General features: G+C 68.4%; 20 protein-coding genes. 15 read left to right on the top strand and 5 right to left on the bottom strand.

The window, feature by feature from the left end; genetic code table 11:
• Nucleotides 1–57 precede the first annotated feature (57 nt).
• The 8 genes from GQ57_RS10470 (at nt 58) to GQ57_RS10435 (ending at nt 8,089) form a co-directional block, all read left to right on the top strand.
• Entirely contained in the window at nt 58–951 is an 894-nt protein-coding gene (locus GQ57_RS10470; protein ID WP_031401757.1) for a LysR family transcriptional regulator, read from the top strand.
• Between the two features lie 136 nt (nt 952–1,087).
• On the top strand, nt 1,088–1,852 hold the full coding sequence (locus GQ57_RS10465) for a xylose isomerase (RefSeq protein WP_031401756.1): 765 nt from the start codon (nt 1,088–1,090) through the stop codon (nt 1,850–1,852).
• Nucleotides 1,853–1,880: 28 nt separating this feature from the next.
• Entirely contained in the window at nt 1,881–2,873 is a 993-nt protein-coding gene (locus GQ57_RS10460; RefSeq protein WP_031401755.1) for a sugar kinase, read from the top strand.
• 361 nt (nt 2,874–3,234) lie between these two features.
• Nucleotides 3,235–4,515 (top strand): MFS transporter, encoded by a 1,281-nt coding sequence (locus tag GQ57_RS10455; protein ID WP_031401754.1) that lies wholly within the window; start codon nt 3,235–3,237, stop codon nt 4,513–4,515.
• Between the two features lie 5 nt (nt 4,516–4,520).
• Nucleotides 4,521–5,486, top strand: coding sequence for an NAD(P)-dependent oxidoreductase (locus GQ57_RS10450; protein ID WP_031401753.1), 966 nt, complete (start codon nt 4,521–4,523; stop codon nt 5,484–5,486).
• A gap of 340 nt (nt 5,487–5,826) precedes the next feature.
• Complete coding sequence (locus GQ57_RS10445) at nt 5,827–6,870, top strand: LacI family DNA-binding transcriptional regulator (RefSeq protein ID WP_031401752.1); 1,044 nt, start codon at nt 5,827–5,829, stop codon at nt 6,868–6,870.
• Between the two features lie 54 nt (nt 6,871–6,924).
• Complete coding sequence (locus GQ57_RS10440; RefSeq protein ID WP_031401751.1) at nt 6,925–7,713, top strand: YhfC family intramembrane metalloprotease; 789 nt, start codon at nt 6,925–6,927, stop codon at nt 7,711–7,713.
• A gap of 13 nt (nt 7,714–7,726) precedes the next feature.
• Nucleotides 7,727–8,089 (top strand): DUF3022 domain-containing protein, encoded by a 363-nt coding sequence (locus GQ57_RS10435; RefSeq protein WP_031401750.1) that lies wholly within the window; start codon nt 7,727–7,729, stop codon nt 8,087–8,089.
• Between the two features lie 33 nt (nt 8,090–8,122).
• On the opposite strand, the gene GQ57_RS10430 is transcribed toward GQ57_RS10435, so the two are convergent.
• On the bottom strand, nt 8,123–8,554 hold the full coding sequence (locus tag GQ57_RS10430) for a PGDYG domain-containing protein (protein ID WP_031401749.1): 432 nt from the start codon (nt 8,552–8,554) through the stop codon (nt 8,123–8,125).
• A 128-nt stretch (nt 8,555–8,682) separates the two neighbouring features.
• Complete coding sequence (locus GQ57_RS10425; protein ID WP_031401748.1) at nt 8,683–9,228, bottom strand: Spy/CpxP family protein refolding chaperone; 546 nt, start codon at nt 9,226–9,228, stop codon at nt 8,683–8,685.
• Nucleotides 9,229–9,483: 255 nt separating this feature from the next.
• Here GQ57_RS10425 and GQ57_RS10420 point away from each other — a divergent pair, with 255 nt between their 5' ends.
• Both GQ57_RS10420 and GQ57_RS10415 read left to right on the top strand, forming a co-directional pair.
• Nucleotides 9,484–9,948 carry an Lrp/AsnC family transcriptional regulator gene (locus tag GQ57_RS10420; protein WP_031401747.1) on the top strand — a complete coding sequence of 155 codons (465 nt, stop codon included), beginning with the start codon at nt 9,484–9,486 and terminating at the stop codon, nt 9,946–9,948.
• A 493-nt stretch (nt 9,949–10,441) separates the two neighbouring features.
• The gene (locus GQ57_RS10415) at nt 10,442–11,542 is read left to right on the top strand and encodes a saccharopine dehydrogenase family protein (protein WP_031401746.1); all 1,101 of its coding nucleotides are present in this window, start codon (nt 10,442–10,444) and stop codon (nt 11,540–11,542) included.
• A 92-nt stretch (nt 11,543–11,634) separates the two neighbouring features.
• Here GQ57_RS10415 and GQ57_RS10410 read toward each other — a convergent pair whose 3' ends face one another.
• Nucleotides 11,635–12,252: an AAA family ATPase gene (locus GQ57_RS10410; protein ID WP_031401745.1), complete on the bottom strand. Its 618-nt coding sequence runs from the start codon at nt 12,250–12,252 to the stop codon at nt 11,635–11,637.
• Complete coding sequence (gene cydX / locus GQ57_RS38480; RefSeq protein WP_034197802.1) at nt 12,249–12,395, bottom strand: cytochrome bd-I oxidase subunit CydX; 147 nt, start codon at nt 12,393–12,395, stop codon at nt 12,249–12,251. The genes GQ57_RS10410 and cydX overlap by 4 nt, the downstream gene beginning before the upstream one ends.
• Before the next feature lie 199 nt (nt 12,396–12,594).
• Between cydX and corA the strand changes: the two genes are divergently transcribed.
• On the top strand, nt 12,595–13,572 hold the full coding sequence (corA, locus tag GQ57_RS10400; protein ID WP_034197801.1) for a magnesium/cobalt transporter CorA: 978 nt from the start codon (nt 12,595–12,597) through the stop codon (nt 13,570–13,572).
• Between the two features lie 13 nt (nt 13,573–13,585).
• Here corA and GQ57_RS10395 read toward each other — a convergent pair whose 3' ends face one another.
• Nucleotides 13,586–13,873: a YciI-like protein gene (locus GQ57_RS10395; RefSeq protein ID WP_031401742.1), complete on the bottom strand. Its 288-nt coding sequence runs from the start codon at nt 13,871–13,873 to the stop codon at nt 13,586–13,588.
• Between the two features lie 455 nt (nt 13,874–14,328).
• Here GQ57_RS10395 and GQ57_RS10390 point away from each other — a divergent pair, with 455 nt between their 5' ends.
• The 4 genes from GQ57_RS10390 (at nt 14,329) to GQ57_RS10370 (ending at nt 21,631) form a co-directional block, all read left to right on the top strand.
• Nucleotides 14,329–14,814, top strand: a complete 486-nt coding sequence (locus tag GQ57_RS10390; RefSeq protein WP_031401741.1) for an aminoacyl-tRNA deacylase — start codon at nt 14,329–14,331, stop codon at nt 14,812–14,814.
• Between the two features lie 820 nt (nt 14,815–15,634).
• Nucleotides 15,635–17,086, top strand: a complete 1,452-nt coding sequence (locus GQ57_RS10380; RefSeq protein WP_031401740.1) for a TldD/PmbA family protein — start codon at nt 15,635–15,637, stop codon at nt 17,084–17,086.
• Nucleotides 17,086–18,447 (top strand): metallopeptidase TldD-related protein, encoded by a 1,362-nt coding sequence (locus GQ57_RS10375; RefSeq protein ID WP_034197799.1) that lies wholly within the window; start codon nt 17,086–17,088, stop codon nt 18,445–18,447. Before GQ57_RS10380 ends, GQ57_RS10375 begins: the two co-directional genes overlap by 1 nt.
• A 22-nt stretch (nt 18,448–18,469) precedes the next feature.
• Nucleotides 18,470–21,631 (top strand): multidrug efflux RND transporter permease subunit, encoded by a 3,162-nt coding sequence (locus GQ57_RS10370; protein ID WP_034197798.1) that lies wholly within the window; start codon nt 18,470–18,472, stop codon nt 21,629–21,631.
• Nucleotide 21,632 lies beyond the last annotated feature (1 nt).

The following is a 21,632-nucleotide window of genomic DNA, read 5'->3' as shown; positions in this document are numbered from 1 at the left end:
ATATGAAAAATTGTGATTTGTGACGTAAACTATCCGGAAAGCCGATAATTTATCCCCATGACCCCGGATCAACTGATAACGTTCGCCGCCGTCGCGGAACACCTGAACATCAGCCACGCCGCCGTGGCGCTGCATCTGTCGCAGCCCGCCGTGTCGGGCCAGCTGCGGCTGCTGCAGGACGAATTCGGCGAGCCGCTGTACCAGCGCGACGGCCGCGGCATCCGCCTGACGCCCGTCGGCGAACAGCTTGCGCAGTACGCGAAGGCGCAGCGCGACACGTTCGCGCAGGCGCGCGCGTTTCGCGATGCGGTGCGCGGGCTGGAGGCCGGCACGCTGCGCATCGGCGCGAGCACGACGCCCGCCAGCTACCTGCTGCCGTACCTGATCGCGGCGTTCCAGCCGCGCGCGCCGCGCGTGGCGATCCAGACGATGAGCGGCAATACCGCCGACGTGGTCGCGGCGCTGCCGACGCTCGATATCGCGATGATCGAAGGGCCGCCCGGCGAGGCGCTGCCGCCGGGGACCGCGGTGCACGCGTGGCGCGAGGACGAGATCGTGGCGATCGTGCCGACCGGCCATCCGCTGGCGGCGCCCGAATACGCGCCGGGGGTGACGCTCGACGCGCTGGCGGCCCATCCGCTCGTGCTGCGCGAAGCGGGCTCCGCCGTGCGGCAACTCGTCGAGCGTGCGTTCGCGCACGGCGCGGCGCCGATGCGGGTGGCGTTCGAGATCGCGGGCGTCGAGGCCGTGAAGGAGGCCGTGCGGGCCGGAATGGGCATCGGCTTCGTCTCCGCGATGTCGCTGCGTCACGACGACGCGGCACTCGTCCTGCGCTCGCTCGCGCCCATGCCGCTGACGCGTCATTTCTCCATCCTCGTGCCGCATGGCGGCGCACCGTCGCGGGTCGCCGCGCAATTCCTCGAAATGAGCCTCGCGCACGACGTCGCCTGAACCGGCGAAGCGGGCCCGGGTGCGCGTTTGCGCCGGGTCCGGCCCTAGGGATTTCCTCTATGGCGTGCGTCCGAAGCGAAGCGCACCATCCGCTTCACGTAAATGGAACCGGTTCCAATCCGGTGAGAGGGACACCATGACAGACATCGTGATCGTGGCGAGCGCATTCGGGACGGACCGCGTGCGCCAGGAGGGCCACGGCGCATTCGTCGCCACTGCGGCGGCATCGGGCGCGACCGGTTTCGAGGTGCGGCGCGAACTGTTCGCATCGGACGACGACGCGACACCCGGCGCGCTGGCCGCGCTCGGCGCGCAATTGACCGGCCACGGGATGTGGTCGGTCTATTCGACGCCGGCCACGCTGTATACGGAAACGGGCGCGCTCGATGCACACGCATTGCGCGGCGCGCTTGAGGAAGCCGACGCGCTCGGCGCGCGCTTCGTGAAATTCCAGCTCGGCGGTTTCGTCGGCGACGCGCACGCGGCCGAGATCGTTGCGCTGTCGCGCGGCGCGCGGGCCCGCCTGGTGGTCGAGAACGGCCAGTTGCCGGTCGGCGGCGCGCTCGCGCAATTCCGCGGGTTGTTCGAGGCGCTGGCCGCGGCGGGCCTGCCCGATGCGCTCGGGATGACGTTCGACATCGGCAACTGGCAGTGGCCGGGCGAAGCGCCGCTTGATTGCGCGCAGGTACTCGCGCCGCATGTGGAATACATTCATTGCAAGGCGGTCGCAGGCGAGGGCGCGCGCCGTTTTGCCGTCGCGCCGGCGCCGAACGATCCGCTCGTGACCGGCGTGCTCGCGGCGCTGCCGCGGCAGGCGCCGCGGGGCATCGAGTTTCCGTTCGACGCGGCCGACCTGGCGGGCGATGCCGGCCGGCGCGTCGCGTGGCTCGCGACCGCATGACGACGGACGCTTCCTGGAGAATGCATTCATGAAAGCAGCACTCGATGTCGTGACCTACGGCGAGGCAATGGCGATGTTCGTCGCGACCGAGCCGGGCCATCTCGCGAACGCGACGCAATTCGCGAAGCGGATCGCGGGCGCCGACCTGAACGTCGCGATCGGCCTGTCGCGGCTCGGCTTCCGGGTCGGCTGGATGAGCAGGGTCGGCAGCGATTCGTTCGGCGGCTACGTGCTCGACACGCTGGCGCGCGAAGGCATCGATGCGTCGTGCGTGACCGTCGATCCGTGTTACCCGACCGGCTTCCAGCTGAAGTCGCGCAACGACGACGGCAGCGATCCGACCGTCGAATATTTCCGCAAGGGCTCGGCCGCGAGCCACCTGTCGTGCGACGACTACGTGGCCGACTACGTGCTCGGCGCGCGCCACCTGCACCTGACGGGCGTTGCGCCGGCGATCTCCGCGACGTCGTGCGAGCTTGCCTTCAAGCTGGCGCGCGAGATGCGCGCGGCCGGCAAGACGATCTCGTTCGACCCGAACCTGCGCCCGACGCTGTGGCCGTCCGCCGATGCGATGGCGACGACTTTGAACGCGCTCGCATCGCTTGCCGACTGGGTGCTGCCGGGCCTTGCCGAAGGGCGGCAGCTCACCGGGCACGACACGCCGGCGGACATCGCGGGCTTCTATCTTGCGCAGGGCGCGCGCGGCGTCGTCATCAAGCTCGGCGCGCAGGGCGCGTACTATCGCACGGCCGACGGCCGCGAAGGGACGGTTGCCGGCGAGCGGGTGGACAAGGTCGTCGATACGGTCGGCGCCGGCGACGGCTTCGCGGTCGGCGTGGTCAGCGCGCTGCTGGAAGGCAAGGCGATCGAGCAGGCGGTGGCGCGCGGCAACCGGATCGGCGCGCTCGCGGTCCAGGTGATCGGCGATTCGGAAGGCCTGCCGACGCGCGAAGCGCTTGATCGGTTCGAAAACGTCAGCAATCGCGCCGATCGCTTAGAGGAAACCTTCACCGCGCAATGAGAGGCCGGACACGGCACAATCCGCGGACTCATTTTGTCGTGCACGCGCACGGCAACGTACGGGGCCGGGACATGCGTTGAGGCGTCTGTTCCGGTCGAATGCGGAGCATGGGGCCTGGGTCGGCGCCTGAAGGGCTGACTCGGGTCGATCGTGAAGCATGGGACCCGGGTAAGCGCCAAAAGGGCTGACTCGGGTCGACCGCGAAGCATGGGATCGGGGCAAGCGCTAAATCGCCAACTCCGATCGACCGCGAAGCATGGGATCAGAGTAAGCGCTAAAGCGCCAACTCTGATCGACCGCGAAGCATGGGATCAGAGTAAGCGCTAAAGCGCTAACTCTGATCGACACAGGAGACATTCTGATGGCTAACACTCTCGCAGCCCGACGCTGGTGGACGATCATGCCGATCGTCTTCATCACGTACAGCCTCGCCTACCTCGACCGCGCGAACTACGGGTTCGCGGCCGCGGCCGGCATCAACCAGGACCTCGGCATCAGCAAAGGCCTGTCGTCGCTGATCGGCGCACTGTTCTTCCTCGGCTACTTCTTCTTCCAGATTCCCGGCGCGATCTACGCCGAACGCCGCAGCGTGAAGAAGCTCGTGTTCGTCAGCCTCATTCTGTGGGGCGCCTGCGCGGCGCTCACGGGCGTGGTCAGCAACATCCCGTCGCTGATGGCGATCCGCTTCGCGCTCGGCGTCGTCGAGGCGGCCGTGATGCCGGCGATGCTGATCTACATCAGCAACTGGTTCACGAAGAACGAACGCTCGCGCGCGAACACGTTCCTGATTCTCGGCAACCCGGTCACCGTGCTGTGGATGTCGATCGTGTCGGGCTATCTCGTGCACGAATTCGGCTGGCGCCACATGTTCATCGCCGAAGGCGTGCCGGCCATCATCTGGGCCTTCTGCTGGTGGGTCCTCGTGCAGGACAAGCCGGCCGATTCGCCGTGGCTCAACGCCCAGGAAAAGCGCGACCTCGACGCCGCGCTCGCAGCCGAGCAGGCCGCGATCAAGCCCGTGCGCAACTATACGGAGGCGTTTCGCTCGCCGGCCGTGATCAAGCTGTGCGCACAGTATTTCTGCTGGAGCATCGGCGTGTACGGCTTCGTGCTGTGGCTGCCGTCGATCGTCAAGAACGGCTCCGCCCTCGGAATGGTCGCGACCGGCTGGCTGTCCGCGCTGCCGTATCTCGCGGCGACGATCGCGATGGTGGCCGCATCGTGGGCGTCCGACAAGGTCGGCTCGCGGCGCGGTTTCGTGTGGCCGTTCCTGCTGATCGGCGCGGCCGCGTTCGCCGCATCGTACGCACTCGGCTCGTCGCATTTCTGGATCTCGTATGCGCTGCTGGTCGTGGCGGGCGCCGCGATGTACGCGCCGTACGGCCCGTTCTTCGCGATCGTGCCGGAACTGCTGCCGAAGAACGTCGCCGGCGGTGCAATGGCGCTGATCAACAGCATGGGCGCGCTCGGCTCGTTCGTCGGCTCGTATTTCGTCGGCTACCTGAACGGGGCGACCGGCTCGCCCGTCGCGTCGTATGCCTTCATGAGCGCCGCCCTCGTCGCCGCGGTGATCCTCACGCTGTCCGTCAAACCCCAGGCGCCCGACACGCATTCGCTCGCGGCGCCCCTGCAAGGAAAATGAAACCGATGAAGCCCCGTATCGTCGCGTACAAGCCGCTGCCCGATGACGTTCTCGCCTACCTGCGCGAGCACGCGGACGTCGTGCAGGCCGATGGCCCCGACGCCCTCGCCGATGCCCTCGGCGACGCGGACGGCGCGATCGGCGCGAGCCTGAAGGTGACGCCGCAGATGCTCGACCGCGCGCCGCGGCTGAAGGCGTGGTCGACGATCTCGGTCGGCTACGACAACTTCGACGTGGCGGATCTCACACGGCGCGGCATCCTGCTCGCGCATACGCCGGACGTGCTGACCGAGTCGACCGCCGATACGGTGTTCTCGCTGATCCTCGCGTCCGCGCGCCGCGTGGTCGAACTGGCCGAGTGGGTGAAGGCCGGCCACTGGCAGCGCAGCATCGGCCCCGACCTGTACGGCACCGACGTGCAGGGCAAGACGCTCGGCATCGTCGGGCTCGGCCGGATCGGCGGCGCGGTCGCGCGACGCGCGGCGCTCGGCTTCCGGATGCAGGTGCTGTACGCGAACCGGTCCGCGCATGCCGACGCCGAGACGCAGTACGGCGCGCGGCGCGTCACGCTCGACGAACTGCTCGCGCAGTCGGATTTCGTGTGCCTGCAGGTGCCGTTGTCGCCGCAGACGCACCACTTGATCGGCGCGGCCGAATTCGCGAAGATGAAGCGCGGCGCGATCCTGATCAACGCATCGCGCGGGCCGGTCGTCGACGAAGCGGCGCTGGTCGACGCGCTGCGTGCGGGCACGATCCGCGGCGCGGGGCTCGACGTGTTCGAGAAGGAGCCGTTGCCGGCGGATTCGCCGCTGCTGCAGATGAAGAACGTCGTCGCGCTGCCGCATATCGGTTCGGCGACGCACGAGACGCGCCACGCGATGGCGCGCTGCGCCGCGGAAAACCTGGTCGGCGCGCTGGCCGGCACGCTGCGCACGAACCTGGTCAATCCGGACGTGCTCGCGCGCGCCTGAGTGGCGGCGGACGACAGGCTGCCGGCGGGGCGGCGGCGCTGTTAGAGTTCATGATCGTGGTGCTGGCGGGCGGGCTGCGTTATGATCGCCCGCTTGTCGCGTCGACGGTTCGGCAGTGCTGCCGGCGGCGTCGCGCGATGGACATCCACGCCGGCTTCGGTGGATCGACTGTGAAGCAAGGGAGCAGCGCAAGCGCCGGAGGGCGGACGCTGACCGACCGCGAAGCATGGGTCTGCCACGCGCTGACCGACAGGAGAGTCCCCCGGATGGCTTACGTTTCCAACAACAAAGGTCCGTCTGCTCACGAAGCGGCGCGGATCGTACGTCGCGAGGCACGACAGTGACCGATTCGCAACCTACCACGATGCGTCCGGCGACGATCAGCGACGTCGCACGCGAGGCCGGCACGGGCAAGACCAGCGTGTCGCGCTACCTGAACGGCGAGACGCACGTGCTGTCCGCCGATCTGCGCCAGCGGATCGAGACGGCGATCGCGCGGCTCAACTACCGGCCGAACCAGATGGCGCGCGGGCTCAAGCGCGGCCGCAACCGGCTGCTCGGCATGCTCGCGGCCGACCTGACCAATCCTTACACCATCGAAGTGCTGCAGGGCGTCGAAGCCGCATGCCAGGCGCTCGGCTACATGCCGCTCATCTGTCACGCGGCGAACGAGGTCGAGATGGAGCGTCGCTTCCTGCAGCTGCTCACGACCTATCGCGTCGAAGGGCTGATCGTCAACGCGCTCGGCGCGGACGAGGACGTGCTGCGCCCGCTGCGCGGCGCCGGCATCCCGGCCGTGCTCGTCGACCGGACCGTCGAGGGCTTCGAGGCCGACCTGATCGGCCTCGACAATGCCGACGCGATCGAGGTGGCGCTCGCGCATCTGATCGCACACGGCTTCGACGCGATCCACTTCGTCGTGCAGCCGTTCGAGCGCGTCAGCTCGCGGCGCGTGCGCGAGGCCGCGTTCCGTGCGGCGCTGGCCGCGCGCGGCCTGACGGTGCCGTCGACGGTGGTGCTCGACCTGAACACGCCCGACGCGGCCGAGGCGGCGCTCGCCGACGTCGACGCCCGCATCGACGACGCGGCACGGCGCGGCGTGCGGGCGGCGCTGTTCGCCGCGAACGCGCCGGTCGCGCTCGCGATCGCACGCCACCTGCGCGCGCGCTTCGGCGCCGCATGGCAGCAGAAGGCGGCGCTGCTGTCGATCGACGATCCGGAATGGGCCGAGCTGATCGGCATCACGACGATCCGCCAGCCAACCTACGAAATCGGCTACAAGGCCGTCGAATTCGTGCACGAGCGGATCGACGGCGCGGCGGGCGACGTGCGCGTCTCGCTGCTGCCTGGCGAGCTGGTTGCGCGCGCGTCGACCGCAAGCTGAGTATCATTCGGGGCACGCAGCGCGCCAGGTGCGCTGCCCCGAACAAGGAAATACATGACTGTCGCTCCCGTCACGCTGGCGGTGCTGATCGCCGCCACGCTGATCATCGCGCTCCTGCCGCTCGTCCTCTTCCGCATCCTGCGCAAGCCGCTTGCGCTGAACCGCCGCGACACGATCGTCGGCGTTGCCGTCTTCACGCTGTTCGCGATGATCGTCGAACGCGCATTTCACGGGCTCGTGCTGAGCCAGACCCCGCCCGACGGCTGGCTGACGCAGCCGCTCGCGTTCGTGGCATACAGCGCGCTTGCGACCGCCGTGTTCGAGGAAGTCGGCCGCTATCTCGGGATGCGCTTCCTGAACCGCCGCTACGGCCCGTCGGCCGGCGACAGCCGCGGGATCGGCTACGGGATCGGTCACGCCGGCGCCGAAGCATGGTTCGTCGGCGTGCTGGTATGGGGCCAGTGGTCGTATCTTGCGTGGCTGGCGAGCCGCGGCCAACTCGAGGCGCAGCTCGCCGATCTGCCGGGCGATACGGTCGTGCGGCTGCACGTGATGCTCGCGACGCTGTCGGCGCAGTCGATCCTGCTGTTGCTGCTCGAGCGCTGCGCGGCATTCGTGCTGCAGCTCGCGCTGTCGGTGCTGGTGTGGCGCGGCGTGCGCGCAGGCCGGGCGAGCGTGTTGCCGGTCGCGATCGTGCTGCATGCGCTCGCGGCCGCGCCGGCGTTGCTGTACCAGGTGCGCGCCGTGCCGGCCGCGTGGGTCGAGGCCGGGCATTTCGTGCTGGCCGCGGTCCTGGTGGTCGTGCTGGTGAAGGTGTGCCGGCCGCCGCGCACGGCGGCCTGACAGGAGAGACGGGATGGATGACTATCTGATCGAATGCCAGAGCGCGGAATTCGACGCGCTCGCGCGCGTGATCTGCGATCTCTTTCCGGAGCAGACGCGATTCGCCGAAAACAGCGACGCGCGTGGACGGTTCCTGGCCGTGCACTGGCTCGCGATGCGTTTCGGTTCGGCGCCGAAACGGATGACGCTCTCGATCCGCATCGTGCCGGCCGCGCTCGCCCGCTATCTGGCGCTCAAGCCGATGCAGCGCGCGCGCAGCCATGCGGTGCTGCACGCATACACGGAAGCGATGCTGGGGTCGCTCGAGGAGCGCCATGCGGCCGGCGAGGCCGTCGAGCGCGACGCCGAACTCGAGCTCGACGAAGACTTCGCGTGAACGTTCGCGCCGGCGCGGTGCCGGCGCACCGCCTTACGCGTCGCGGTAGACCTGCGCGAAGCGCTGCGCCTGCACGACACCGTAGTCACCGGGCGCGTACTGCATGACCCAGTCGCCGGCGACGCCGCGCAGCGTGTCGCCGTTTTCCGAGCGGGCGATCGTAAACGGCTCGTCCATGCGACGGGCGAGCACGACGGCGGGCCGGTTGCGGTAGGCGCCGGGGGCGCCGTGCGCAAGCGCCGGATCGGCGGGCAGGTATTTGGCGTCGAAGCGCGCGCGTGACACGACCCAGCGGTCGCCGGTCGATCCCGTGATCAGCGCGTCGCCGGCGACATACCGGTTCGGGCCTTCGAGGCTCATCAGTTCGCCGTCGGCTTCCGCGAAGGCAACGGCGACGGTTTCGTCCTTGACGACGCGACGGGCCTGCGGATCGGTGCGTAGATCGATGTGCTTGAGTTCGAGCATGGCGGGGGAAGTGCGGGAAAAGCCGGGAGCTTATCTCGAAATCGGCGCGCCGTGTGGCGCGCCGCTCGCCAGCGGAGGCGCGGCGCCGTTCGGCCCGGACGGGCGGCGCGGCGCCGGCGGGGAGGGTATCAGGGCTGCGCGGGTGCGCTGGCGGCCTGGGCGGCGGCCGCCTTGCCGTCCTTGCCCTTCGCCTTGCCCTTGCCGCGATGCTCGCCGCCGTTGTGCAGCCAGCTGCGGAACGTGGTGTCGGCCAGCGCCTTCTGGTCGGCCGGGAAGCTCTCGTAGAGCGGGGCGAAGGCGTCGGCGAGTTTCTTCGCGCCGTCGGCGTTCGCCTGCGACAGTTCCGCATACTGCTTCATGTCGTCGAGCGCGGAGACGTCGTGCTTCGCCATCCGCTCGCGATAGAGGCGGCCCATCGTGTCGCCGTTGTCGCGCATCGTGTCGGCGAACGCCTTCCATTGCGGCTCCTGCGCCGACGTGATCTTCAACTGGTCGTGCAGGTACTTGATGCGTTGCTCGACGCGCGCCTCGCGGCGCTCCGCGCGCTGCTCGGCGCTCGGGGCCGACGCCGTGGCGGCCGCGACCTGGGCGGGCGCCTGCGGCTGCGCCGGGGTTTGCGCGAACGCGCTGGCTGCAACGGCGAGCGTAGCGAGGGTGAGCGAGATTTTCTTCATGGTTGGCTCTCCGGGGTAGTGTCTTGCGAGCGGGCGCGGCGGCGACGGCCGCAGGCGCGCATCTCGCGTCGCCCGCTATTAGTAGCACGTTGCGTGCGATGCGGCAGTGAATGCGACACTTGCTTACATCCGATACGAATCGAAACTGAAAGGTTCGTATCGGTTCGGGACGGTGCCGTTTGGGCGCGCCGGCGTTCGGCGCTATCATCGCGTCACCTTTCACTCAGCCGGCGCGTCGCGCTCCGGCCCAGCCTCATGCGTCCACCTCGCCTCGACCAACTCGACGATCTCGACCGGCAACTCGTCGCGCTGCTGCAGGCCGATGCGCGCGCGAGCGTCGCGGATCTCGCGCGCCAGCTCGACGTCGCGCGCACGACGGTGGTCGCACGCATCGCGCGGCTCGAACGGACCAACGTGATCGCCGGCTACAGCGTCCGGCTCGGGCAGGACGTACTCGACGCGAGCATCTATGCGTACGTCGGCATCATCCTCACGCCGAAATTCGGCAAGGACGTACTGCGCAAGCTCGACCGGATGCCGGAGGTGCAGCTGCTGTGCGCGGTGAGCGGCGAATACGACTACGTCGCGTGGCTGCGCGCCGATTCGCCCGAGCGGCTCAACGACCTGCTCGACCAGATCGGCATGCTCGAAGGCGTCGAGCGTACGACCACGTCGATCATTCTGTCGCGCAAGATCGATCGCGGGACGGTCGGCGGCTGACGTCCGGCGCGTGCGCCGCCGCGCCCGCTCGCTCGGGCGCATGCGTGGCAGCGGCCGTCTCGCCGTTGCGGGCGCACCGGTTTGCGTGTGTCCGGCGCATGCGCGCGCATCGGGCTTTCGCATGCGACGCCGCCGTATTTCATGAACGGCGCGGCGCTCGCGGTCGCGCTTTCCGTCTCATTCGGCGCCGTGCGCCGGCGATCCTTCTGCATCGGCCCTTGCCGGCGTGTCGCTCATGACGCGCGTACGGTGCCGCGCCACTCATCTCCCTTTGTCCTTCTCCCGAATGCGGCCTGCAACGGCCCGCACGCAGCGGCGCATCTACACGATTTTTAGATGATTTGGTCGTTCAGACCAAATGCATCGTCATTCCGTCGAAATTATCGGTCGTTTCGCATCATTCTTCGTCTTGGAACTGATTTTGCGCGTCCCTACACTGTGTTCATGGCTCGACGCCGTACACAACACCAACCCATCATCAGGAGATAAGCGCATGAAAATCGCCATCGTCGGCGCAGGTCTGATCGGCCACACCATTGCTCACATGCTGCGTGAAACGGGCGACTACGAGGTCGTCGCGTTCGACCGCGACGCCGATGCGCTCGCGAAGCTGTCGCGCGAAGGCATCGCGACGCAACGGGTCGATTCGGCCGATGCGAACGCGATTCGCGAAGCGGTGAAGGGCTTCGACGCACTCGTCAATGCGCTGCCTTACTACCTCGCGGTGAACGTGGCGGCCGCTGCGAAGGCGGCCGGCGTCCATTACTTCGACCTGACCGAAGACGTGCGCGCGACCCACGCGATCCGCGAACTGGCCGACGGCTCCGACCGCGCGTTCATGCCGCAGTGTGGCCTCGCGCCGGGCTTCATCGGCATCGCCGCCCACGAGCTGGTGAACGGCTTCAGCGAAGTGCGCGACGTGAAGATGCGCGTCGGCGCGCTGCCCGAGTATCCGACCAACGCGCTGAAGTACAACCTGACGTGGAGCGTCGACGGCCTGATCAACGAATACTGCCAGCCGTGCGAAGCGATCCGCGACGGCCGCAAGCAGTGGGTGCAGCCGCTCGAAGGCCTCGAGCACTTCTCGCTCGACGGCACCGAATACGAAGCGTTCAACACGTCGGGCGGCCTCGGCACGCTGTGCGAGACGCTGTCGGGCAAGGTCGAGACGCTCGACTACAAGTCGGTGCGCTACCCGGGCCATCGCGAACTCGTGCAGTTCCTGCTGGAGGACCTGCGCCTGTCGACCGACCGCGATACGCTGAAGTCGATCATGCGCCGCGCGGTGCCGTCGACGAAGCAGGACGTCGTGCTCGTGTTCGTCACGGTGACGGGCGTGAAGGACGGTCAGCTCGTGCAGGACGTGTTCACGCGCAAGATCTTCGCGAAGGACGTGTGCGGGATGCACATGAGCGCGATCCAGATCACGACGGCCGGCGCGATGTGCGCGGTGCTGGATCTGTTCCGCGAGAAGAAGTTGCCGCAGAACGGCTTCATCCCGCAGGAAAAGGTGTCGCTGAAGGCGTTCCTGTCGAACCGCTTCGGCAAGCTGTACGACGGCGGCACGATGGAGCGCATGCACGCGGTGGCCTGAGCGCCAGCCAGCCTGCGGCTTGAGGGCCGTGCGACGCCGGGAGCGCAGCAGCGCTTCCGGCGTTGTTTTTTGGAGAGCCGGCCGGGCGCCGGTCAGGCCGGCAGCGGCGGGACGATCGTTGCCGCCGGCGGAGGCGGCGCGATGCGGTACAGCAGCGCGTTGACTTCCGCGTCGGACGGCGCGGTGTTGTCGAACATCACGATACCGTCGCATTCGTGGCCGGTCGGCACGAAGCGTCGCTGCCGGTATTCGTCCCAGTGTGCGAGCTTGTACGCGTCGTTCGGATTGCCGCGCGCGACGATCCGCTGGTGGGCGACGTCTTCCGCCGTGTGGACCCACACGACCGTCAGCGTGACGTCGGGCCCGATGCCGAGCCACGCGCGATCGAGGATGCGCCGGTCGCGTACTTCGCGAGACAGCGGCCCGACCACGAGCGCGCCGATGCCGAGCGCGAGATTGTCACGGGCCGTGTCGAGCAGGCCCTGGTATTCGGGATCGCGCAGGTGTTTCAGGTAGAGCGGGCTGTCGCGATCGTTCGGATCCTCGGTGAGCGCGCCCATCGCGGCCGAGCTGTAGCGGCCGTACAGCGTGTCCTTGTCGAGCAGGCAGAAGGCCTCGCCGGTTGCGCGCATCAGCGGCCCGATGAGCCGCTTCGCGAGCGTGGTCTTGCCGGTGCCGGCGTGACCGCAGAAGAACACCAGGTGCGTCACGAATACTTGCCTCCGGCGCCCTGTTTCGACGTGTCGCCGCGCTTGTCGCCGCGCGGGAACACCTCCGCCTCGAGCCACATCGCGTTGATGATGCCGAAGCCGAGCGCCACGCCGATGCCGAGTATCCACGAGAAATACCACATAGGTCTGTCTCCTTGACGGTTGGGCCGCATGGCCATTGCGCGTTGCGCAATCCAGGCCGCGCGTGCCTGCGAAGTACCCCGGTGCGCGTGCGGCGGCGCACGCAGCCCGATCATGACCAATATCGCCGTGGCGCGCAAGCCGGGCTGCCCGCGCAGCAAACCGGTAAACTGATGCGCAAACCGCAACATCACGGACAACATGCTGATCAACTGTGCTGCATACCAGGACGGCCGCAAGCTGGCCGACATCGATATCGAGGCCATCAGCGACTACGTGTCGAAGCCCGAATGTTTCGTGTGGGTTGCGCTGAAGGATCCGACTCCCGACGAAATCGACCTGATGGGCGAGGAGTTCGGGCTGCACGAGCTGGCGCTCGAGGATGCCCGCAAGGGGCATCAGCGGCCGAAGATCGAGGAGTATGGCGATTCGCTGTTCGCGGTGCTGCATACGGTCGAGCTCGACGACGACGACGAATTCAAGGTGGGTGAACTGAACGTGTTCGTCGGCCCGAACTACGTGCTGTCGATCCGCAACCACACCGAGCAGGATTTCCGCGAAGTGCGCAAGCGCTGCGAGCGCGAGCCGCATCTGTTGCAGGAAGGTTCGGCGTTCGTGTTCTATGCGCTGATGGATCAGGTCGTCGACCGCTACTTTCCGATCCTCGAAACGCTCGGCAACGAACTCGAGGCGCTCGAGGACCGCATCTTCGCGAAGGCCACGCCCGCGGCGTCGCGCGCGATCATCGAGGATCTCTATTCGCTGAAGCGCCGGCTCGTGATGCTGTACCAGCACACGGCGCCGCTGATCGAGCCGCTCGCGAAGCTCACCGGCGGTCGCGTTCCGCAGGTCTGCAGCGGGATGGACGCGTATTTCCGCGACGTGTACGACCATCTGCAGCGGATCGTGAAGACGATCGAAGGACGCCGCGAGATGGTCGTGACGGCGATCCAGGTCAATCTCGGCATGATCTCGCTGGCCGAGAGCGAAGTGACGAAGCGGCTCGGCTCGTTCGCCGCGCTGTTCGCGATACCGACGATGATCGCCGGCATCTACGGGATGAACTTCGCGAACATGCCCGAACTGCACCTGAAATACGGTTTCTACGGCTGCATCGCGGTGATGGTCGTCGCCGACTTCGCGTTGTGGTGGCGGTTCAGGCGGGCAGGGTGGCTGTAATCGCGCCGCACGCCTAGCGCGGCGCGTGCTTGCCGATCACGACGCGCCACGGACGCACGCGCCACGATTTGACGAGGCCGTTCTGCACGTACGGATCGGCGCGGGCGAACGATTCGGCCGCTTCCGGCGAATCGCCTTCGAACACGAGCACGGCCTGGTCGGCCGGGTCCGCCAGCGCGCCGGCGAGCACGAGTTCGCCGCGCTCGGTCGCGGCCTGGGCCAGGGCGAGGTGCTGGGCGCGGAACGGTTCGCGGCGGGTCAGGTAATCGTCGACGAGTTCGTAGGTCAACTGGTAATGCATGGTCGCTCCAGAAATGGCTGCCGTCTCCGGATGGCGGGCAGGCCGGCTCAGTATAGGCCACCGTGCCGCGTCGGGCGGCGCGGGTTCGCGTCCCTGCCGTCAGCCGTCAGCCGGTGTCGGGCGCGGATTGATAAAGGGCAGATTCTTGTCGGTCACGTTATAAACGCAACTAACGGTCAATCGCGCCAACGTCGGCACCTTGTTGTGCGTCGCCGCACCGCCATCGCAGTGCCCATTATTTGCCTGCAGGAAAAGAGAGTGCGCCCGGCGCATTCCGGCGCCGGATTTCACGTGCCGGTGCCGTCGGCCGGCCGGACCGGAACAGGATCGGAGCCGGGCATCGGGCCACCGGAGCGGGCGCCGCGCGAAGGCGTTTCCATTGGCCCGAATGCGACCTATGCTGAACGAATCCGGTGCGAACTCCGTTCGCCCGATTCGCCCAGACGAGGTGTGTCATGCCAGTCTCAGCCACCCTGCAGGATTGCCTGCGCCAGAAGTCGTCGCGGTACGAAGTCGTGTACCACCCCTATAGCCATACCAGCATGGAGACGGCCGCCGCCGCGCACATTCCCGGCGATCGCCTCGCGAAAACCGTGCTCCTCGAGGACGACGAGGGTTACGTCGCCGCCGTATTGCCGACGACGCACGCGGTGCGCCTGTCGGATCTCTGGGTGAAGACGGGACGCCATCTCGTGCTCGCCCGGGAGGTCGAACTGCGCGAGCTGTTCAAGGATTGCGACATGGGCGCGCTGCCGCCGGTCTGCATGGCTTACGGGATGAAGACGTTCCTCGAGGAGCGTCTCGCGCAGCAGCCGGAAGTGTATTTCGAGGCCGGCGACCACGAAGCGCTCATCCACATGATGCAGGATGAATTCCTGATGCTGATGGAGACGGCCGAGCGCGCGCATTTCTCGCACAAGATGCAGGGGATGCATTCGTGACGCGTGCGGCGCGTGCTTGCTTGCCGATGCGTGTGTGACCGGGTTGCGCGCGGCATCGGCGGGAAGTGCGCGATTCAACTGATTCGTTGTGCGAAATATGGGCCGTGAATTCCCGTTGAAATGCGCGGTTCGAGACCTGCACCGGATCGAAGTGCAACGGTTCGCGTATCTGTCGTTTGCCGGATGCTTCGGCGACGAGAGGCACTCGGAGTGCCGGCGAGCGTGGTATCGGATGTCCGCGATCGATGCCGACGAGATGCGGCTTGCACCCGGCTGACACCCGGCCCGTCGTCCCCGCGGCGGCATCGTTTTGATGCGGTGCGGCAAATCGCGCCGATATGTCCGCCGCAACGGCGGGATACCCGGTTTCGCACGCATGCGCATCGATCGACCTTCATGAATGAAAGGTGGGTGCGTGCTTGCCGGACCGTCGCATTGCGCCCATGCCAGGCACCCGGCCATCAAATAAAGTTTGACGGCAAATTTTCTTCCTTGCTATCTTCAGCACCCGATCGGGAGCCGGCGCGCGCCGCCGGCCTCGGCCCCGCCGATCCTTTCCGCGTCGATCCGGAGGCCGGCGGCGAATCTGCTGACGAATCCGCAAAAGAAGTACACACTCGGCTACCTGTTCATCGCCCGTGATCGGGCGGCGATGCGCGCGACGGCCCGCCGGGTCATCGCGCCGAAGGCGGGGTGCGTGGTCGAGGAGGCGTTACGCCCGACGTGTTGCACGCGTCGTTCCAACCGTATCCGCAGGTGCTGCTCGCGTCGCCCATGCCGGGCCCGGGGCGCGGCCCGCGGGAGAGGCAAGAGAGAACCGATGATTGACGAGAACCGGGCGCCGGCCGCCCGAGCCGTGCAGGCCGCGCAGGCGTTGCGCAGCGACGCCGATTTCTGGTCGCTGCGCATCGTCGACGAGACGATCGACGAACATGCGGTGCGCAACGACGTCGCGCAGCCGTTCTCCCGTGCGCGCGAGCGCGGTGCGATGCTGACGGCCTGGGCCGGCAGCGGCGCCGGCTACGCGGCGACCCCCGACCTGTCTGCGGCCGGGCTGCAGGCGGCGCTCGACATCGCGACCGCGCGGGCGCGGGCGAGCGCGCCGTGGGCGCTGGTCGATCATCGCCAGGCCGCGCGGCCGCAGGCGAGCGGCGAGTACGCGTCGCCGGACGTCGATGCGGCGCTGCCGTCCCGGGCCGAATGGATCGAACGTCTCGCGCACGAATGCGCGGCGGCGAATCTCGGCGCGCGCATCGTCGAGCGCGCGGCGAGCGTGATGATCGTGCGCACCGAGCAGTGTTACGTGACGAGCGACGGCGTGCGGATCGACCAGCGGTTCCGCTTCCTGATGCCGGAGCTGCGCGCGGTCGCCCACGGCGACGGCGACACGCAGATGCGCTCGCTCGGTCAATCGGGCACGCTGGCGCAGGGCGGGCTCGACGTGCTGGCGCGCTACGGCTTCGACGGCGCCGGGGCGCGCGTCGCCGACGAGGCGCTGCAGTTGCTCGCCGCGCCGAACTGCCCGACCGGCCCGCGCGACCTGCTGCTGATGCCGGACCAGATGATGCTGCAGATCCACGAGTCGATCGGCCATCCGCTCGAACTCGACCGGATTCTCGGCGACGAGCGCAACTTCGCCGGATCGAGCTTCGTCAAGCCGGAGATGGTCGGCCACTACCAGTACGGCTCGCCGTTGCTGAACGTCACGTTCGATCCCGAACCGGCCGCCGAAGCCGCGTCCTACGCGTTCGACGACGACGGCACGCCGGCGCGCAAGCAGTACCTGATTCGCAACGGCGTACTCGAACGGCTGCTGGGCGGGGCGCTGTCGCAGCAGCGCGCGGGCCTGCCGGGCGTCGCCAACTCGCGCGCCTCGAGCTGGAACCGCGCGCCGATCGACCGGATGGCGAACCTGAACGTCGAGCCCGGCGACCAGTCGCTTGACGCGCTGGTCGCGGGCACCGAGCGCGGCATCCTGATGCGCACCAACACGTCCTGGTCGATCGACGACCACCGCAACAAATTCCAGTTCGGCTGCGAATTCGGGCAACTGATCGAGAACGGCCGGCTGACGCAGGTCGTCAAGCGCCCGAACTACCGCGGCATCTCCGCACAGTTCTGGCGCAGCCTGCGCGCGGTCGGCGACGCGAGCACGTTCGGCATCTACGGCACGCCTTACTGCGGGAAAGGCGAACCGGCGCAGATCATCCGCGTCGGCCACGCAGCGCCGGCCTGCGTATTCGCCGGCGTCGACGTATTCGGAGGCGCGTGATGGCGGCAATCGATTCGATGGTGCAACGAGCCGGCATCGACTGGCGTGCGCATTTCACCCGGCTGGCCGACGACGCGCAACGGCTGATCGCGCCGGCGCAAACCGTGTTGCTCGGCTTTTCCTGCGAGACGTCGGACTTCATTCGCTTCAATGGCGGCAGGATTCGCCAGACCGGGCGCGTGATGCAGGGGCGACTGTCCGTGCGGCTCGTCGACGGGGCGCGGCAGGCGCACTCGTCGCTGACCGTCTGCGGCGATCCGGCGGCCGACCTGCCCGAACTGGCGGCCGCGCTGGCCGTACTGCGCGACGGCCTGCGCGATGCGCCGGACGATCCGCACCTGCTGTTCGACACCTCGTCGTGGGTGCAGGAAACGCGCCGGACCGGGCGCCTGCCGGATGCGGACGGGCTCGCACGGGTCGTGGCCGAATGCGCGCGCGGTTTCGACTTCGTCGGTTTTTACGCGGGCGGCACGCAGGCGCGCGGTTTCGCGTCGTCGACCGGCAGCCGCGGCTGGTACGAGGTCGAGAATTTCGATTTCAGCTGGTCGCTGTACGACCCGAGCGGACGCGCGATCAAGACCGTCTATGCCGGTGACGACTGGAGCGATGCGGCGTTTGCGGCCCGGGTCGATGCGGCTGCCGCGCGGCTGCCCGTGCTCGGCCGTACGCCGAAGGCGCTCGCGCCCGGGCGCTACCGCGCGTATTTCGCACCGGACGCCGTGCACGAAATGACGAACCTGCTCGGCTGGAGCGGCTTTTCGGCGCGCGCGCTGGCGAGCGCCCGCAGCCCGCTGCACCGCCTGTACGCGGGTGAGGTCGCGCTCGACCCGCGCGTGTCGATCACCGAGGATTTCTCGCTGGGCATCGCGCCGGCGTTCAACGCGGACGGCTACCGGCGCGACAGCGTGCCGCTCGTCGTCGCCGGGCGGGGCGCCGGCCAGCTCGTGTGCGCACGCACGGCCCGCGAGCACGGGCAAGCGCCGAACGGCGCGGACGACGGCGAATCGCCGCAGTCGCTGACGATCGCCGGCGGAACGCTCGCCGAGACCGACGTGCTTGCCGCGCTCGATACGGGGCTCTACGTCGGCAACCTCTGGTACCTGAACTTCTCGGACCCGATCGCCTGCCGGATGACAGGGATGACGCGTTTCGCGACGTTCTGGGTCGAAGGCGGGCGAATCGTCGCGCCGGTCGATGCGATGCGGTTCGACGACAGCGCCTACCGGCTGTTCGGTTCGGAGCTGGAGCAGCTCGGCGCGGCGCCGGCGCTGCTCGCGAACGACAGCACGTATGGCGAGCGCGCCACCGGAGGCGCGAAGCTGCCGGGGTTGCTCGCACGCTCGTTCGAACTGACGCTGTAGCACGTATCGACGACACCTGCCGATGCCGTCGTTTTTCATCGATCGCCCCGTATTTGCATGGATCGTCGCGCTCGCGATCGTCGTCGCGGGCGTACTGGCCATTCCGCAGTTGCCGATCGCGCAGTATCCGCGCCTGGCGCCGCCGCGGGTCGTGATCGACGCGTCCTACCCGGGCGCGTCGACCGAGACGGTCGACGCCGACGTCGGCAGCATCATCGAGGAAAGCCTCGACGGCGCGGACGGGCTGCTGTACTACGAGACGAGCAGCGACGGCCACGGCAACCTCGAGATCGACGTGACGTTTTCGCCCGGCACCGATCCGGACATCGCGCTCGTCGACGTCAACAACCGGTTGAAGCAGGTCGAGCCGCGGCTGCCGCAGCAGGTCGTCCAGCAGGGGATCGGCGTGTTCAAGGCGGCGAACACCTTCCTGATGCTCGTCACGCTGACGTCGACCGACGGCACGCGCGATTCCGCGCAGCTCGGCGATTACCTGAACCGCTACGTGCTGCGCGAGCTGAAACGCGCGCCGGGCGTCGGCGCGGCCGAGCTGTGGGATGCGGACGAGGCGCTGCGGATCTGGCTCGATCCGGGCAAGCTGCGCGAATACAACCTCGGCGCCGACGACGTGATCGCGGCGATCGGCGCGCAGAACGCGACGGTCACGGCCGGTGCGATCGGCGACGCGCCGTTCGTGCGCGGCCAGCAGCTCACCGCGACGATCGTCGTCAAGGGGCAGCTCGCGTCGCCCGCGGAGTTCGGCCGGATCGTGCTGAAGTCGAAGCAGGACGGCTCGGCGGTGCGCGTGGCCGATGTCGCGCGCATCGAGATCGGTCGCGACGACTATTCGTTCTATTCGCGGCTGAACGGCCGGCCGGCCGCGACGGTCGGCATCCAGCTCGGCCCGCGCGGCAACGCGCTCGAAACGTCGAACGCGATCCGCGCGCGGCTCGCCGAGCTGTCGCGCACGCTGCCGCCGGGCGTCGCGGTCGAGATTCCGTTCGACGGCGCGCATTTCGTCAGGATCGCAATTCACGAAGTCGTGCTGACGCTCGTCGAGGCCGTCGTGCTGGTGTTCTGCGTGATGTGGCTGTTCCTGCGCGACCTGCGCTACACGCTCGTGCCGACCGTCGTGATTCCGGTCACGCTGATGGGCGCGTTCGTCGCGTTGTGGGCGTTCGGGTTGTCGATCAACGTATTCACGATGTTCGGCCTGGTGCTGGCGATCGGCATCCTGGTCGACGACGCGATCGTCGTCGTCGAGAGCGTGCATCGCGTGATGGAGGAGGGCGTGTCGCCGCGCGATGCCACGCGCCGGGCCATGAAGCGGATCGGCGGGGCGATCGTCGGCGTGACGGCGGTGCTGACGGCCGTGTTCGTGCCGATGGCGTTCTTCCCGGGCAGCGTCGGCGGTATCTACCGGCAGTTCGCGGTGTCGATGATCGCGTCGATGCTGGTGTCGTCGTTCATGGCGCTGTCGCTCACGCCCGCGTTGTGCGCGAACCTGCTGAAGCCGGTCGCGCGGCCCGAGCGCGAAACCGGCCGGACGACGCGGCGCGGCATCGGCGCACGTCTGGCCGACCGGTTCGGCGCGGCCTTCGCGCGCGCCGAAACCGGCTACCGCGGCGTCGCCGTGTTTGCCGTGCGCCGCACGGGCCTCGTCGTCGCCGTCTACGCGGCGCTCGTGAGCGCATGCGCGCTGCTGTACTGGATGATGCCGGGCGGCTTCCTGCCGACCGAGGACCAGGGGCAGCTGCAGGTGATGATCCAGTTGCCGGCGGGCGCCACGCAGGCGCGCACGCACGCGGTCGTCGAGCAGGTCGAGGCGATCCTGCGCGCGGAGCCGGCGATCGCGAACGTGACGAGCGTGATCGGCTGGAGTTTCGCGGGCAGCGGGCAGAACGTCGGGATGGCGTTCGTCGAGCTGAAGGACTGGGCGGAGCGCGACGGTGACGCGATGGCGTTGCGCGACCGGCTCAACCGGCGCTTCGGCGCGATCCTCGACGGCGACGTCGAGGCGACGCTGCCGCCTTCGGTTCGCGGCATCGGGCATTCCGACGGATTCACGTTCCGGCTCGAGGATCGCGGCGGAGTCGGGCTCGATGCACTGAAGGCGGCTCGCGCGCAGCTTGCCGAACGCGCGAAGGCGGATCCGTTGCTGGCCGCCGTGCATTTCGAAGACCTGCCGGACGCGCCGCGTATCGAGCTCGACGTCGATCGCGCGAAGGCGTATGCGCTCGGCGTACCGTTCGAGCGGATCGCGGGGCTGCTGGGCGGCACGTTCGGTTCGAACTACATCAACGATTTTCCGGCGTCGGGCCGGATGCGGCGGGTGATCATCGAGGCCGATCCGGTCGCGCGCGCGACCGATGCGCAACTGATGGCGCTGACCGTGCCGAACCGCACCGGCGACATGGTTCCGCTGTCGGCGATCGCCGCGCCGCACTGGACGATCGGCCCGGTCATGCTGAATCGCTACAACGGCTATCCGTCGCTCGACATCAGCGGCCGTGCGGCGCCCGGCACGAGTTCGGGCGCGGCGATGGCGGAAATGGAGCGGCTCGCCGGCGCGCTGCCGGCCGGGATCGGCTTCGACTGGGTCGACGCGGCGCGCGAGGAGCAGGTCGCCGCGCGGCAAACGCCGCTGCTCGTCGGACTGTCGGTGCTCGCGGTGTTCATGGCGCTTGCCGCGCTGTACGAAAGCTGGACGATTCCGCTGTCGGTGCTGACGATCGTGCCGCTCGGCATGATCGGCGCGATCGCGGCGGCGCTCGCGCGCGGCATGCCGAACGACGTGTACTTCAAGGTCGGATTGATCACCGTGATCGGGCTGGCGGCGAAGAACGCGATCCTGATCGTGCAGTACGCGCGCGAACTCGCGGCGCGCGGCGTGCCGCTGCGGCAGGCGGTGATCGATGCGGCCGCCACGCGCTTCCGGCCGATCGTGATGACGTCGATGGCGTTCCTGCTCGGCGTCGTGCCGCTCGTGCTGGCGACGGGCGCGGGCGCGGAAAGCCGCCGGTCGATCGGCACCGGTGCGTTCGGAGGCGTGCTGGCGGCGACGGTGTTCGGGCTCGTGTTCGCACCGGTGGCGTTCCGGGTCGTGGCATCGGCCGGGCGACGCGGCCGGCGTGTCGTGGCGGCCGGGCGCGACGATCGTCCGGCGGAAGCGGTAGGGGATTGAT

Source organism: Burkholderia sp. MSh2, assembly GCF_000731655.1.
Classification (GTDB): Bacteria; Pseudomonadota; Gammaproteobacteria; order Burkholderiales; family Burkholderiaceae; genus Burkholderia; species Burkholderia paludis.
Note: the sequence above shows the minus strand (reverse complement) of the source record. Positions and strands in the feature narration are given on the sequence as shown.

What these genes read in the sequence shown, in the direction of transcription:
- GQ57_RS10440 (WP_031401751.1), top strand. Translation starts at nt 6,925, where the DNA reads ATGACTGTCGCTCCCGTCACGCTGGCGGTGCTGATCGCCGCCACGCTG.
- GQ57_RS10390 (WP_031401741.1), top strand. Translation starts at nt 14,329, where the DNA reads ATGCCAGTCTCAGCCACCCTGCAGGATTGCCTGCGCCAGAAGTCGTCG.
- GQ57_RS10395 (WP_031401742.1), bottom strand. Translation starts at nt 13,873, where the DNA reads ATGCATTACCAGTTGACCTACGAACTCGTCGACGATTACCTGACCCGC.
- GQ57_RS10370 (WP_034197798.1), top strand. Translation starts at nt 18,470, where the DNA reads ATGCCGTCGTTTTTCATCGATCGCCCCGTATTTGCATGGATCGTCGCG.
- GQ57_RS10470 (WP_031401757.1), top strand. Translation starts at nt 58, where the DNA reads ATGACCCCGGATCAACTGATAACGTTCGCCGCCGTCGCGGAACACCTG.
- GQ57_RS10380 (WP_031401740.1), top strand. Translation starts at nt 15,635, where the DNA reads ATGATTGACGAGAACCGGGCGCCGGCCGCCCGAGCCGTGCAGGCCGCG.
- GQ57_RS10415 (WP_031401746.1), top strand. Translation starts at nt 10,442, where the DNA reads ATGAAAATCGCCATCGTCGGCGCAGGTCTGATCGGCCACACCATTGCT.
- cydX (WP_034197802.1), bottom strand. Translation starts at nt 12,395, where the DNA reads ATGTGGTATTTCTCGTGGATACTCGGCATCGGCGTGGCGCTCGGCTTC.
- GQ57_RS10435 (WP_031401750.1), top strand. Translation starts at nt 7,727, where the DNA reads ATGGATGACTATCTGATCGAATGCCAGAGCGCGGAATTCGACGCGCTC.
- corA (WP_034197801.1), top strand. Translation starts at nt 12,595, where the DNA reads ATGCTGATCAACTGTGCTGCATACCAGGACGGCCGCAAGCTGGCCGAC.
- GQ57_RS10450 (WP_031401753.1), top strand. Translation starts at nt 4,521, where the DNA reads ATGAAGCCCCGTATCGTCGCGTACAAGCCGCTGCCCGATGACGTTCTC.
- GQ57_RS10375 (WP_034197799.1), top strand. Translation starts at nt 17,086, where the DNA reads ATGGCGGCAATCGATTCGATGGTGCAACGAGCCGGCATCGACTGGCGT.
- GQ57_RS10460 (WP_031401755.1), top strand. Translation starts at nt 1,881, where the DNA reads ATGAAAGCAGCACTCGATGTCGTGACCTACGGCGAGGCAATGGCGATG.
- GQ57_RS10455 (WP_031401754.1), top strand. Translation starts at nt 3,235, where the DNA reads ATGGCTAACACTCTCGCAGCCCGACGCTGGTGGACGATCATGCCGATC.
- GQ57_RS10465 (WP_031401756.1), top strand. Translation starts at nt 1,088, where the DNA reads ATGACAGACATCGTGATCGTGGCGAGCGCATTCGGGACGGACCGCGTG.
- GQ57_RS10430 (WP_031401749.1), bottom strand. Translation starts at nt 8,554, where the DNA reads ATGCTCGAACTCAAGCACATCGATCTACGCACCGATCCGCAGGCCCGT.
- GQ57_RS10420 (WP_031401747.1), top strand. Translation starts at nt 9,484, where the DNA reads ATGCGTCCACCTCGCCTCGACCAACTCGACGATCTCGACCGGCAACTC.
- GQ57_RS10425 (WP_031401748.1), bottom strand. Translation starts at nt 9,228, where the DNA reads ATGAAGAAAATCTCGCTCACCCTCGCTACGCTCGCCGTTGCAGCCAGC.